Annotated in this window: 12 protein-coding genes; 7 read left to right on the top strand and 5 right to left on the bottom strand. The window is 67.2% G+C overall.

What is annotated here, in order from left to right; genetic code table 11:
• Positions 1–1179 (top strand): acetyl-CoA C-acyltransferase, encoded by a 1179-nt coding sequence (locus SMN802W_RS0112855; protein WP_019517325.1) that lies wholly within the window; start codon positions 1–3, stop codon positions 1177–1179.
• Between the two features lie 351 nt (positions 1180–1530).
• Entirely contained in the window at positions 1531–2034 is a 504-nt protein-coding gene (locus SMN802W_RS0112845) for a pyridoxamine 5'-phosphate oxidase family protein (protein WP_019517323.1), read from the top strand.
• 57 nt (positions 2035–2091) lie between these two features.
• On the opposite strand, the gene SMN802W_RS0112840 is transcribed toward SMN802W_RS0112845, so the two are convergent.
• Positions 2092–3324, bottom strand: coding sequence for a polyhydroxyalkanoate depolymerase (locus tag SMN802W_RS0112840; RefSeq protein WP_019517322.1), 1233 nt, complete (start codon positions 3322–3324; stop codon positions 2092–2094).
• 164 nt (positions 3325–3488) lie between these two features.
• On the opposite strand from SMN802W_RS0112840, the gene SMN802W_RS0112835 reads away from it, so the two are divergent.
• The 4 genes from SMN802W_RS0112835 to SMN802W_RS0112820 all read left to right on the top strand — a co-directional run bounded on the left by SMN802W_RS0112835 (position 3489) and on the right by SMN802W_RS0112820 (position 7173).
• Complete coding sequence (locus SMN802W_RS0112835; RefSeq protein WP_026326095.1) at positions 3489–5294, top strand: ABC transporter transmembrane domain-containing protein; 1806 nt, start codon at positions 3489–3491, stop codon at positions 5292–5294.
• 119 nt (positions 5295–5413) lie between these two features.
• On the top strand, positions 5414–5590 hold the full coding sequence (locus SMN802W_RS18385) for a hypothetical protein (protein WP_019517320.1): 177 nt from the start codon (positions 5414–5416) through the stop codon (positions 5588–5590).
• Positions 5587–5925, top strand: coding sequence for a hypothetical protein (locus SMN802W_RS17670; RefSeq protein ID WP_156818890.1), 339 nt, complete (start codon positions 5587–5589; stop codon positions 5923–5925). Before SMN802W_RS18385 ends, SMN802W_RS17670 begins: the two co-directional genes overlap by 4 nt.
• Positions 5926–6006: 81 nt before the next feature.
• Positions 6007–7173: a saccharopine dehydrogenase family protein gene (locus SMN802W_RS0112820; RefSeq protein WP_019517318.1), complete on the top strand. Its 1167-nt coding sequence runs from the start codon at positions 6007–6009 to the stop codon at positions 7171–7173.
• 55 nt (positions 7174–7228) lie between these two features.
• Here the strand turns inward: SMN802W_RS0112820 and SMN802W_RS0112815 are convergent, their stop codons facing one another.
• From SMN802W_RS0112815 to SMN802W_RS0112800, 4 genes are read right to left on the bottom strand one after another with little or no spacing between them, the layout of a single operon-like run.
• Positions 7229–7531, bottom strand: coding sequence for a hypothetical protein (locus tag SMN802W_RS0112815; RefSeq protein WP_019517317.1), 303 nt, complete (start codon positions 7529–7531; stop codon positions 7229–7231).
• A 9-nt stretch (positions 7532–7540) separates the two neighbouring features.
• The gene (locus SMN802W_RS0112810) at positions 7541–9781 is read right to left on the bottom strand and encodes a VacB/RNase II family 3'-5' exoribonuclease (RefSeq protein WP_019517316.1); all 2241 of its coding nucleotides are present in this window, start codon (positions 9779–9781) and stop codon (positions 7541–7543) included.
• Between the two features lie 59 nt (positions 9782–9840).
• Complete coding sequence (gene proS / locus SMN802W_RS0112805; RefSeq protein ID WP_037524099.1) at positions 9841–11373, bottom strand: proline--tRNA ligase; 1533 nt, start codon at positions 11371–11373, stop codon at positions 9841–9843.
• Positions 11374–11428: 55 nt separating this feature from the next.
• Positions 11429–12358, bottom strand: a complete 930-nt coding sequence (locus tag SMN802W_RS0112800; RefSeq protein WP_026326094.1) for a right-handed parallel beta-helix repeat-containing protein — start codon at positions 12356–12358, stop codon at positions 11429–11431.
• 226 nt (positions 12359–12584) lie between these two features.
• On the opposite strand from SMN802W_RS0112800, the gene SMN802W_RS0112795 reads away from it, so the two are divergent.
• Complete coding sequence (locus SMN802W_RS0112795) at positions 12585–14009, top strand: aldehyde dehydrogenase family protein (RefSeq protein ID WP_019517313.1); 1425 nt, start codon at positions 12585–12587, stop codon at positions 14007–14009.
• The last annotated feature ends 2 nt before the right edge of the window (positions 14010–14011 follow it).

The following is a 14011-nucleotide window of genomic DNA, read 5'->3' as shown; positions in this document are numbered from 1 at the left end:
ATGCGTTCCGCCGTTATCGTCTCCACCGCCCGTACCCCGATTGGCCGCGCTTACCGCGGCGCGTTCAACAACCTGCCCTCGCCGACGCTGGCGAGCCATGCGATCAAGGCCGCGGTCGAGCGCGCCAAGATCGATGGCGGCGAGGTCGATGACGTGATCCTCGGCTCCGCGCTGCAACAGGGTCACCAGGCCGGCAACATCGCGCGCACCTCGCTGCTGCGCGCAGGCTTGCCGACGACCGTATCGGGCATGTCGGTCGATCGCCAGTGCGCGAGCGGCCTGATGGCGATCGCGACCGCGGCGAAGCAGATCATCGTCGACGGTATGGACGTGACGATCGGCGGCGGTGTCGAGTCGATCAGCCTCGTTCAGACTCCGCAGATGCGCGTCGCGCCCGACAAGGAGCTGCTGGCGATGCACGGCGACATCTACATGCCGATGCTCCAGACCGCCGAGATCGTCGCCAAGCGTTATGGCATCAGCCGCGACGCGCAGGACGAGTACGGCTACCAGTCGCAGATGCGCACGGCGGCGGCGCAGGCTGCGGGCAAGTTCGACGACGAGATCGTGGCGGTGTCGGCGACGATGGCGGTGACCGACAAGGAGACCAAGGAGGTCTCGCACAAGGACGTGACGCTGTCGAAGGACGAGGGCAACCGCGCCGACACGACGCTGGACGGGCTGAAATCGCTCAAGCCGGTGCTCGGCCCCGACCTCAACATCACCGCCGGCAATGCGTCGCAGCTGTCGGACGGCGCCTCGGCCAGCGTGCTGATGGAGGAAAGCCTCGCTGCCAAGAAGGGGCTGACTCCGCTCGGTCGCTATGTCGGGATGGCAGTGGCGGGCACCGAGCCCGACGAGATGGGGATCGGTCCCGTGTTCGCGATCCCGAAGCTGCTTGAGCGCAACGGCCTCAAGATGGACGACATCGGGCTGTGGGAGCTGAACGAGGCGTTCGCGGTGCAGGTGCTCTACTGCCGCGACAAGCTGGGCATTCCCGACGAGCTCTTGAACGTCAACGGCGGCGCGATCTCGATCGGCCACCCTTACGGCATGTCGGGCGCGCGCATGACCGGCCACGCGCTGATCGAGGGCAAGCGTCGTGGGGCGAAATACGTCGTTGTCACGATGTGCGTCGGCGGCGGCATGGGCGCGGCCGGATTGTTCGAAGTGCTGTAATTGAACCGTAAGCCAGATCGGCTTATGTAGGTTGCGGCGATGACATAGCGCCTTTTCGGGAACCCCGATCGTGCCAGCGGTCGGGGTTCTTATCGTTTGGGGCTCGACTGCCAGATCGAGCCCCGCCCGTGCCTAGTTCTTGCGAGCGACCTCCACGATCTTCAGGACGAGCATCCCGAACCCGAAGAGCGCCGGAAGCACCTGCGACAAGTCGGCGAGTGACATAGTTCACCTTTTCGGTTCGACGGCGACAATGCCGCCACCGGTCATCCAAGCAGGTCCGATACGCACGCGCAACCAACCCTGCCGCCCCTCGTTCTCCCGCCGAACCCCTCACGAGGAGAGACGACGATGGCCGACGCCAACACCGACCCCAAGCAGCTCAAGTCCGACATGTGGAAGAAGATGGCAGAGAGCCCGTACCTGATGGTCGGCCCGGCGGACGGCAGCACGCACAGCGAACCGTTGGCGGTCCAGCTTGACAAGGATCAGGTCGACACGTTGTTCTTCTTCATCGGCAAGGACAACCGCGTCGCGGACAAGAACAAGCTGATGGCGCAATTCGTGTCGAAGGGGCACGATTTCTTTGCCTGCATGCACGGTCGCGGCCACATCAACAACGATCGCGCGCTGATCGACAAATTGTGGAATAACCAGGTCGAGGCATGGTTTCCGGGCGGCAAGGAAGACCCCAACCTCGCGCTGCTACAGGTCGACATCGACAGCGCCGAGCTGTGGGAAACCGACATGTCGATCTCGGGCAAGGTGAAGCAGCTGTTTGGCGGCACGATCAAGGCTGGTGAGGAAGGCAGCCACGCCAAGGTTCAGACGACGGCGGAAAACTCGAACGCCTGACCCGCGCATCGACATGCAACAAGAGCCGGTCGCGTCGCCGCGGCCGGCTTTCGCGTTTCAGGCGTTGGCGGTGATGAATTCCTCTACCACCGGCGCGATCCGGTTGCGCCATTTGGACCCGTTGAAGATGCCGTAATGGCCAACGCCCTCAGCCATCAGATAGCGCTTCTTCTCCTCGGGCAGGTTGGTCGCGATCGTCAGCGCCGCCTTGGTCTGTCCCAGTCCCGAAATATCGTCGCGCTCGCCCTCGATCGCGAGCAGCGCCACGTCGGTAATCGCACCCGTATCGACCCGCCGCCCGCGATGCGTCATCAGCCCACGCGGCAGCTTGTGCTCCTGGAACACGACGTCGATCGTCTGTAGGTAGAATTCCGCCGTCATGTCCGCGACCGAGCGATATTCGTCGTAGAAGTCCTTGGTCGCCTGCGCGCTGGCGCCATCGCCCTGGACCAGATGCTTGAACATCTCCCAATGACTGAGCAGGTGGTTGCCAAGATTCATCGACATGAAGCCGGTGAGTTGCAGGAAGCCGGGATAAACGCGTCGGCCGGCACCGGGATGGCACGCCGGCACCGTCGCGATCACGTTCTGCTCGAACCAGGCGAACGGTCGCTCGGTCGCGAGCGTGTTGACCGCAGTCGGCGCCTCGCGCGTGTCGATCGGCCCTCCCATCATCGTCAGCGTTTTGGGCCGCGCGGGGTTCTTGTCCGCGCTCATCACCGCGACGGCGGCGAGGCTCGGCACCGACGGCTGGCAGACCGCGAGCATGTGCGTCCCGCCCTGCCCTTCGTTGCTGCCCATCTCCTCAAGAAAGGCGATGAGATAATCGACATAATCGTCGAGGTCGAAGCGCCCCTTGCTGACAGACACGTTCTTTGCATCGTGCCAGTCGGTGATGTGAACGTCGGCGAACGGCAGCATCCGCTCGACCGTGCCACGCAGCAGCGTCGCGAAATGCCCCGACATCGGCGCGACGATCAGCAGCTTGGGTCCGCTTTCAATGCCCTCGCGGCGAAAACGCTTCAGATCGCCGAAGGGGCGTGCGAGCACGACCTCTTCGGTGACCGCCACCTCACGCCCGTCGATCACCGTCGTGTCGAGCCCGAACGCCGGCTTGCCACGCGACGCGCTCGCGTGCGCGAATACTTCCAGCGCACTCGCCATCACCGGTCCGCCGCCCAGATAGGCGAACGGGTTTGCCGGATCGTTGAGCCAGCCGGCGGTCGCGGTCGCCAGCGCGCTGGCGGATGAGAGCCAGGAGCGCTGCAGTTCATAGGCGTCGTAGAACATCGGGTATGCCTCTCCGCCCCGGACAGGGGCTCATGATACTAACCGAAACGCTGCACTGCACAATGATGTTGCACCATCCCCCTGCCGCTTCGTGATGCGCGGTGGCCGATGGGTCACACCGCCGCGGCGTTGAGCCACCTTGCCCCCGCTGCTAGGGCACGCGCATGGCAAGCGCTCCCCCGGCTCCCGCCCCTGCTCCGACCTTATCAGAGGTCGCGCCCTCGCGCCGCATCGGCAATCTCGCGATGGTCTGGCGCGCTGCGCGGGCGTACCCCTTGCAGATCGCCGGCGCCTGCGTGGCGCTCGCCGTCACGTCGGCGGCCACGATCGCGATCCCCTACAGCTTCAAGCGCGTGATCGACCGCGGTTTCGCGGCGGGCGGCGACAGTTCTGCGGTATCTGGCGCGTTTCATTATATGTTGATGATTGTGGTCGTATTAGCGATCGGCACCGCGTTCCGCTTCTACTTCGTGTCGTGGCTGGGCGAGCGGGTCGTTGCCGACATCCGCACGCAGGTGCAGCGTCACCTGCTGACGCTCACCCCACGCTTCTACGAGGAAAACCGCCCGTCGGAGATCGCCAGCCGGCTGACCGCCGACACCGGACAGATCGAGACGGTGGTCGGCAGCACGGTATCGATCGCACTGCGTAATGCCTTCACCAGCGTCGGCGGGCTGGTCTACCTGTTCACCATCTCACCCAAGCTGACCGGATTGCTGGTGGTCGCCATCCCGCTGATCATCGCGCCGATTGCGCTGCTCGGCAAACGCGTGCGCGGCTATTCGCGCACCTCGCAGGACCGAATCGCCGATGTCGGGTCGATCGTGACCGAGACGCTGGGCGCGATGAAGATCGTACAGGCGTTCGGGCAGGAACGCCGCGAGGCCGCGCGCTTCGGTGACGCGGTCGAGGCGACGATGGCGGCGGCGCGCAAGCGCATCCTGCTGCGCGCGATCATGACCGCGATCGTCATCGGGCTCGTCTTCGGCGCGATCACATTGGTGATGTGGGAGGGCGCGATCGACGTCGCCGCCGGGCGTTTATCGGGCGGCGCAATCGCGGCGTTCGTGCTGACCGGCGGCATCGTCGCGGGCGCATTCGGCGCGCTGACGGAAGTGTACGGCGACCTGCTGCGCGGAGCCGGCGCGGCAGGTCGTCTGGCCGAACTGCTCGACGAGCGGCCGGAGATCGCACCGCCGGTGAGCCCGGTCGCGTTGCCGCTGCCGCCGCAGGGCCGCGTCGATTTCACCCATGTAGAGTTCCGCTACCCCACGCGCCCCGACCTGCCCGCGCTGCACGACTTCTCGCTCTCGGTCGCACCCGGCGAGACCGTCGCGATCGTCGGCCCATCGGGCGCGGGCAAGTCGACGTTGTTCCAGCTGATTCAGCGCTTCTATGATCCCGTCGCCGGTACGGTCAGCGTCGATGGCATCGCCCTGCGTGACACCGACCCGGCCGAGGTGCGCGCGCGGATCGCGATGGTGCCGCAGGAGACGGTGATCTTCGGCACCAGCGCACGCGACAATTTGCGCTACGGCCGCTGGGACGCCGACGATGCCGCGATCTGGCACGCCGCCGAAGCCGCCAACGCCGCCGACTTCCTGCGTGCGCTGCCCGAGGGGCTCGACACCTTCCTGGGCGAAGGCGGCGCGCGATTGTCGGGTGGGCAGCGCCAGCGTGTCGCGATCGCGCGCGCGTTGCTGCGTGACGCGCCGATCCTGCTGCTCGACGAGGCGACCAGCGCGCTCGATGCGGAGAGCGAGCGGCTGGTGCAGGACGCGCTCGAACGACTGATGGCCGACCGCACCACCATCGTCATCGCGCACCGCCTCGCCACCGTCCGCGCCGCCGACCGCATCATCGTGATGGACGAGGGCCGCATCGTCGAGGAAGGCACGCACGCCTCCCTGTTCGCGCGCGGCGGGCTCTACGCGCGGCTCGCCAGCCTGCAGTTCAGCGAGGCGGCCTGACCAGCGCCTATCTATTCGCGCGCCTATCACCTATATGAGTAGTACCACGCGCAACCGGACCGTAGGCGCGCGCGGCTGAGAGACCATCGCGCTCCCGCTTACGACGAGGAGTATGTCGCTTGGACCTCAACTACCTTCTTCACCGTCATCAGATATCGCTGATGCGCGCAGGATCCGGCTCCAGTGATGAGGCCCGCCATGCGCACCGCGGGCTGGCCACCGGTTATCGGCAGCGGATCGCGGCACTGCGCGAAACGATGGGCGCCGCCGCCATGACGCTGGACCGCGTCAGTTGAGCGACGCCGTCGATCCCGCCGCCGCCCTCGAGAGCGAAACTACGAAGCCTGCCCCCACCAGGCCCGCCGGCCGCCACTTTCGCCCTGCGCGTGTTGCGATGGAGCGTGGCGCGGCCGAGCGTCAGGGCCGGATCGCGCAGGCGGCGTTCCTTGCGTTCGGCAACCGCGACGCGGCGCTCGCCTTCCTCAACACGCACGACGACGCGCTCGGGCAGCGCCCGATCGATGCCGCTGTGTCGGGCGCCGATGGCCTCGCGGCTGCCGAGCGTCTGTTGAGCGATCGCTCAGTCGCGACGGCCGACGCGCCGGTTGTCAGAGCGTCGCCGGTCACCTGATCCGTTACGGACCCGTAACGCGGGCTTGTCTCGCCCAGCGCTGTCGGCTCTACTTCCGCTCGTAACGGCAGGGAGGCTGACATGTCACAGACGCAACGCGAGTTCGACGTCATCGTCTACGGCGCGAGCGGGTACACTGGGCGGTTGGTGGCCGAGTATCTCGCGCAGACCTACCCGACGGGTGTGCGCTGGGCGATGGCGGGGCGATCAGTCGCCAAACTGGAAGCAGTGCGCGACGAGATGGGCGTGTCCGCCGACATACCGATCGTCACCGCCGACGCGGACGCACCCGCGAGCTTGCGCGCGATGTGCATGCGCGCGACCGTCGTCATCACCACGGTCGGGCCGTACCAGCTTTACGGCAGCGACCTGGTCGCCGCCTGTGTCGAGACCGGCTCCGCCTATGTCGACCTGTGCGGCGAGCCGGCATGGATGCGGGAGATGATCGACACGCACCACGCCGCCGCGCAGGCGAGCGGCGCGCGGATCGTCTTCTCCTGCGGGTTCGATTCGATCCCGTTCGACCTGGGCGTGCTGACGTTGCAGGAGGCGGCACGCGCGCGCTTCGGCAAGCCCGTACCCCGCATCAAGGCACGCGTGCGCGAGATGAAGGGCGGCTTTTCGGGCGGCACTGCGGCGAGCCTCAAGGCGACGATGGCGGCGGCGGCGAAGAAGCCGTCGCTGATCCCGCTGCTCGCCGATCCGTTCGCGCTGACCCCGGGGCACAAGGGGCCGAACCAGCCATCGGGGCTGATCCCCGAATATGATCCGACGCTGCATTCCTGGGTCGCGCCATTCGTCATGGCGCCGATCAACACCAAGAACGTCCACCGCACCAACTTCCTGCTCGGTCAGCCGTGGGGCGACATCGTCTATGACGAGATGGTCGTGACCGGCCTTGGCGACTTCGGCCGCGCCGCCGCCGAGGCGCTGGGCAAGCTGAACCCGTTCGGCGGCGACAAGGGACCGAAACCCGGCGAGGGGCCGAGCAAGGAGGAACGAGAGGCCGGACACTTCGACCTATTGTTCGCCGGGCTGTACGACGACGGACAGCGGATCGACGCGGTGGTGACGGGCAACCGCGACCCCGGTTATGGCTGCACCAGCCGGATGCTGACCGAAAGTGCGCTGTGCCTAGCGCACGACGTGAAGGGCGATGGCGGCATCTGGACGCCCGGCGCGTTGCTGGGCAGGAAGTTGCGCGATCGGCTGGTGGCGAGCGCGGGAATGACCTTCACCGCGCAGTGATGTGGGCGGCGGTGGGCATCTTCACCCGCCGGCCGCCGCTACTCGCCACCGTCCCTTATCCCCCGATCGCCATCGCACCTGCTGCGGCGAAGCCTGCCAGCGCGATCCCGCCGAGCACGCGTGCCAGCGACTCCTTGCGGAAGTCGGACAGCCGCGACTGGTCGAGCCAGAAGCGGCCCTGCTTCACCTCGACCAGCAGGCCGAAATCGACCATCCGCCGGAACAGCCGCGTTTCCAGCCGGCCCTTGGGCGCATAGGGCAGCGCGGCATCGGGCTTGGTCGCGCCCGCATTCACGAAATAGTCGACGATGCGGCCGCGCGTGCGCGCGATCAGTGCAGGCAGTCGGTCGCCAATCATCGCTCGATCCTATCGCTTCTTGCCGTCGTGGCGGATGTTCGCCGGTCGACCGCGGCGTTTGAGCACGCGTCCGGCCTTGTTCGGCGTGCGCTCCTTACCTCCGCCAGCGCGGTGACGCGAGGCCGAAGGTGGTGCGAACCGTCCCTCCGGCAACTCGAAGCGCAGCGCCCCCGACACCGGGTTCGCTTCGGCGAGCCGCAGATCGAGCCGCTGGCCGAGCGCATAGACCTCGCCGCTCTGCTCGCCGGTCAGCGTCCGCGCACCCTCGTCGAAGCGGAAATATTCGCCGCCGAGATCGCGCACCGGCATCAACCCGTCGCCGCCGATCCCGTCGACCGTCGCGAAAAAGCCGAAGTTGGTCACGCCAGTGATCCGCACCTCGACCACCTGCCCCTCGCGCTCGGCGAGGAAGGCGGCGACGTAGCGGTCGATCGTGTCGCGCTCCGCCTCCATCGCGCGGCGCTCGAGCTTGCTGATCTGCTCGCCCAGATGCTCGAAATTCTCGTCGCCGTTGAGGCCACCTGGTCCCAGGCCATAGGCCGAGACGAGCGCGCGGTGGACCAGCAGGTCGGCGTAGCGGCGGATCGGCGAGGTGAAATGGCCGTAGCTGCCGAGCGACAGCCCGAAATGCCCGTGATTGAGCGGCGCGTAATAAGCCTGCGTCTGCGTGCGCAGCACCTGCTCCATCACCTGCGGCCGGTAATCGGCGTCACCGATGCGTTCGAGGATGCGGTTGAACGTGGCGGGCTTGATCACCTGCCCCATCGCGAACGGCACGCCGAACGTGTCGAGATAGTCCTTGAGCGCGACCAGCTTCTCGCGCGCGGGCGGTTCGTGGACGCGGTACATGACCGGCGCCTTCTTCGCCTCCAGCGCCTTTGCCGCCGCGACGTTCGCCGCGATCATGTAATCCTCGATCAAGCGGTGCGCATCGAGCCGCTCGCGCGCGGCGACCGACATGATGCGGCCGCCCGCGTCGAGTACGACGCGCCGCTCGGGCAGATCGAGGTCGAGCGGCTCGCGCTTGTCGCGCGCCGCCGCCAGCGCGCGCCAGCAATCCCATAGCGGGCGCAGCGCGTCGATCTGATCGCCCTCGCCGGCATCGATCGTCGCCTGCGCATCCTCGTAGGCGATGTTGGCGGCGAGTCGGACGGTGGCGCGGGTGAAGCGCCACGATTTCAGCGCCCCCGCCTTCGTCACCTGCAAGTGGCAGGCGAGCGCGGCACGGTCCTCGCCTTCCTTCAGCGAACACACGTCCGCCGACAGGATCTCGGGCAGCATCGGCACGACGCGGTCGGGGAAATAGACCGAATTGCCGCGGGCGCGCGCCTCGCGGTCGATCGCGCTGCCGGGGCGGACGTAGAAGCTGACGTCAGCGATGGCGACGATCGCGCGCCATCCGCCTTCGTTGGCGGGATCGTCGTCGGGCGTCGCCCAGACCGCGTCGTCGTGGTCGCGCGCGTCGGCGGGATCGATCGCGACGATCGGCAGATGCGTCAGGTCCTCACGGTCCCCTCCGAGCGGCTGTCGCGCGACGCGCTCGGCCTCGTCGAGCGCTTCGGGCGCGAACGTGTCGGGAATGCCGTGCTTGGCGATCGCGATCAGTGAGAAGCTGCGCGGCGCGAACGGATCGCCCAGTCGCTGCACGACGCGCGCGGTGATCCGCGGCGGGCGTCCGGCGAGCTCGGCCGAGACAAGCTCCCCCGCCTCCGCACCGCCCGCGTCCGACACCGCATATTCGCGCCGCTCCTTCTTGTCGGTGCTCTGCAACCACAAGCGGTCCCCAGCCCCGCGCAGCACGCCGATCACCTGCTCGGAGGTGGGTTTCAGCACCTTCATCGGATGCGCGGTGATCCCGCTGCCGGTCTCCTCGGTGCGCGCGAGGATACGCTCGCCGACGCCCAGCGCGCCGCGCTTCTGCTCGCGCACGCGGATGCGCGGCAGCGGTGCCTCGCTGTCCCATTTCTCCGGCGCGGCCCAGACGTTACCGCCGTCGTCGATCGCGGTGACGCGCAGCACCGTGACCTTTGGCACGCCGCCCATCTTGTGAAACGCGCGACCGGGGGCGGAGTCGATCAGCCCCTCGTCAGCCATGTCCTTGAGCAGCGCCTTGAGCCCGATCTTCTCCTGCGCGGAAAGCGCGAAAGCGCGCGCGATCTCGCGCTTGCCCGCGGGCTGCGCCGAAGCTGAGATGAAGTCGAGGATCTGCTCGCGGGTCGGCAGGCCGACCTTCTGTGGTTTTCTTGGCACGTGCCGGAGATAGGCGCTGTGCCCGCCCGCGTCACCTGCGCGGACGGGTTAAGCAGTAATCAGTACGCGCGCCCGACCAGCACGCGCTCGACGCACGGCTCGCCGGTGAAGATGCACTGCCCCTCCGGGTGCGTCTGCCCCATCGGCGCGTTGCGCAGCGTGAGCTTGAGCGCCTTCAGCCGCTCGACCACCTTGTCGAGCGCGTCCCCGGTCGGCCGCGACCAGCGCACGTCGAGCCAGCCGGGCGTCTTGTTGCCATCGGCGAAGTGCGCCTCGACCTGCGCCCAGTCATCGGCAGGCGTGATGTTCGCCTTCAACCGCGCGTCGGCCTCGTCGAACAGCGACTGCTGGATGTCGGCGAGCATCGCGCCGACGCCGCCGACGAAATCGTCCTTCGCCGTGCCGACGCTGTCGAGCTTGCCGTCGGCGCGGTACAGCCGGTCGCGACGGATCACCGACACGTTGCCTGCGGCCATGTCGCGCCCGCCGACCTCGATCACGATTGGCGCGCCCTTCTTCACCCACCCCCAGCGCTTGTTGGTCGACTTGACCGCTTTCAGATCGAGCAGCGCGCGCACCGGCTCGCCTAGCGCACTTTGCAGCGCCAGCGCCTGTTGCAGCGCCTTGCAATAGTCGACCAGCGCGGCGTCGTCCGCGTTGTCGCGCAGCATCGGCACGATCACCACCTGCCACGGCGCGACCCGCGGCGGCACGCGCAGCCCGTCGTCGTCGCCGTGCACCATGATCAGCCCGCCGATCATCCGCGTCGACACGCCCCAGCTGGTCGTATTGGCGAGTTCGAGCTGCCCCTCGGCATTCTGAAAGCGGATGTTCTGCGCGCTGGCGAAGTTGGTGCCGAGGAAGTGCGAGGTGCCGGCCTGCAGCGCCTTGCCATCCTGCATCATCGCCTCGATCGAGTAGGTCGCGACCGCACCGGGGAAGCGCTCGTTCTCCGGCTTTTCGCCCGCGATCACCGGCAGCGCGACCGCGTTCTCGGCGAAGTCGCGGTAGACCTCGAGCATTTTCAGCGTCTCGTCGCGTGCCTCCTCGGCGCTGGCGTGCGCGGTATGCCCCTCCTGCCACAGGAACTCGGCGGTGCGCAGGAACATGCGCGTGCGCATTTCCCAGCGCACGACATTGGCCCATTGGTTGATCAGGACCGGCAGGTCGCGCCACGACTGCACCCAGCGCGAGAAGGCCGCGCCGATCACCGTCTCGCTGGTCGGCCGCACCACCAGCGGCTCCTCCAGCTTCGCGGCGGGATCGGGGACGAGGCCTCCCTTTCCGTCCGCGACCAACCGGTGGTGCGTGACGACCGCCATCTCCTTGGCAAAGCCCTCGACGTGCTCGGCTTCCTTCTCGAAATAGCTGAGCGGAATGAACAGCGGAAAGTAGCAATTCTCGTGCCCGGTCGCCTTGATCGCGTCGTCGAGCAACCGCTGCATCCGCTCCCAGATGCCGTAACCCCACGGGCGGATCACCATGCACCCGCGCACGCCGCTCTCCTCGGCGAGGTCGGCCTCGCTGATGACGGTCTGGTACCATTGGGCGAAATCACCCTCGCGGGTGACGGACAATGCGTGCTTGATCATGATCCCGCAGCGATAGCCGCGACTGCTCACACGATGGAAGCGAAACGTTTAGGCGTCAGCGCGTCTCGTACGGCTTGATCCCAGCGCCCAGCCGATTCTGCCCAATCGCCATCCGGTCACCGCTCGCGTTGGCGACGAAGGCGGGCTGCTTGTCCTGCCCCGGTGCGAGCGAGGCGGTGTTGCCCTCAACCTGCAAGCCGGCGGAGGAGAAGTTCTTCGCCTCGGCCGCGACGACGATGAAGCCGGTCCAATTCTCCTTGTGCGTGCCCTGCACGAAGACATTGTCGGCGATCCGCCCCGTCCCGCCCTCGGGCAGGTCGATCGCATAATTGGTCTTGCGGCCCTGCGTATCGTCGAAGCTGTTGTTGGTGATCGACACGCGGGGTGCGCGGATCTTGACGTAATGCCCACCGCGCCCGCGCTCGAAGCGTGAATTGGTGATCGTCACGCTGCCGTGCGTCGCCAGATAGACCGAGTGCGCGCAATCGGGCGTCTCGTCGCATTGGCCAAGCCCGGCGAAGGTCGAATGATCGATGCGGATGCGCGTCGGCTGATCGGTCGCGCCCAAAATGCCTTCCTGGCTGTCGAGGAACATCGAATTGGTGACGGTCAGGTCACCCAGCTCGATGCGGATGCCGGCGCCATTGCCGTCCTCGACGCGCATGTTGCGGAACACAATGCCGTCGACCGCCGAGCCCTCTCCGCGCAACACCAAGGCTGCCTTGCCCTCGCACGTCGTGCCGTCAAAGATCACCGAACCCGGCCGCGCCGCCTTGAGGGTGACGTGCCCGGCCTGCTGCACCGCGCATTCATGGTACGTACCCGGCGCGATCACCACCGTGACGTCCTGCCCGCGCACCGCCATCAGCGCGTCGTCCAGCTTGTTGAACGATTGGCCGGTCTGTTGGACCGTGAAGGGACCGGACCCCTGTGCTGCCGCAGGAACGGCGAGCGTGAGCGCGATGAGGGGCAGGAACTTGCGCATGGACGACTCCTTGATCGTCGGCACCCTTGCACGCGTGCGGGTGAACCACGCCACCCGCAAAGAGGGTTAACCGACATGCCGACCGGCGCGCCAGCTTAAACATGCGCCCGACCGTACCATACCGGCACGGTAGGGCATCGTTCCGCCGATCTGCGTTTCACCTTGCAACGCTCTGCGCCCCGCGCCATCACCCTGAGCAAAGCAGAACATACGGTGGAGAGCGCGCGTGAACAGCTACCTCAAGCACTATATCAACGGCGAATGGGTCGAGAGCGACGGCGGCCGCCGCTATCAGGTGATCGACCCCGCGACCGAGCAGCCCTGCACCGAGATCACGCTCGGCACCCCTGCCGATGTCGACCGTGCGGTAGCCGCGGCGCGCGCCGCGTTCGAGACCTGGTCGCAGACGAGCGTCGACGAGCGCAAGGCGGTGCTGATGCGCATCATCGCCGAGTACAAGACGCGCATCCCCGACCTCGCGCGTGCGATGGCGCAGGAGATGGGTGCGCCGATCGGGCTTGCGATGGCGGCGCAGGCGCCGACCGGGCTCGGCCATTTCGCCGCGACGCTCAAGGCGCTCGACAGCTTCACCTTTGAGGAAACGATCGGCAAGGCGCGCGTCGTCCACGAACCGCTCGGCGTCGTCGCGATGATCACGCCGTGGAACTGGCCGCTCAACCAGATCTGCGCCAAGGTCGCGCCCGCGCTCGCCGCCGGTGATACGATGATCCTGAAACCCAGCGAAGAGGCGCCGGGCTGCGCGGTGATCCTGGCCGAGATCATGCACGCGGCGGGCGTTCCCGCGGGCGTCTTCAACCTCGTCAACGGCGACGGTGCCGGGGTCGGCGCGGCGCTCAGCGCGCACCGCGGCGTCGACATGGTCAGCTTCACCGGATCGACCCGCGCCGGGATCGCAGTCGCGCAGGCAGCGGCGGCGACGGTCAAGCGCGTGCATCAGGAACTGGGCGGGAAAGCTGCAAACCTAGTGCTGGAGGGCGCGGACCTCGGCACGGTGCTGCCCCCCACGGTTGCGGGCGTGCTCGCCAATTCGGGGCAGAGCTGCATCGCCCCCACCCGCCTGCTCGTGCACCGCAGTCAGGTCGAGCAAGCAACCGCGATCGTGAAGTCGATGATGGAGCAGACGCCGGTCGGCAACCCGATGGACGAAGGCCAGCATATCGGACCGGTCGTCAACAAGGCACAGTTCGAGAAGATCCAGTCGCTGATCCAGTCGGCGATCGACGAGGGCGCGACGCTCGTCACCGGTGGCCCTGGCCGACCCGATGGACGCAATGCGGGCTTCTTTATCCAGCCGACGCTGTTCACCGACGTGACCCCCGACATGCGCATCGCGCAGGAGGAAACGTTCGGCCCTGTCGCGACGATCACCAGCTACGACGGGATCGACGAGGGCGTGCGGATCGCCAACGACACCGAATATGGCCTGTCGGCGACGATCTCGGGCGATCCGGCAGAGGCGGCAAAGGTTGCGGGTCGCCTGCGCGCCGGACTGGTCACGATCAACAGCTGGTCGCCCGACATCGCCGCACCGTTCGGCGGCTACAAGCAGTCGGGCAACGGGCGCGAGAACGGCAAATACGGCCTCGCCGACTTCATGGAAGTGAAGACGATCACCGGCGCGCCCGCCTGACC

The sequence above is a fragment of the Sphingomonas sp. Mn802worker genome (assembly GCF_000382485.1).
Classification (GTDB): domain Bacteria; phylum Pseudomonadota; class Alphaproteobacteria; order Sphingomonadales; family Sphingomonadaceae; genus Sphingomonas.
Note: the sequence above shows the minus strand (reverse complement) of the source record. Positions and strands in the feature narration are given on the sequence as shown.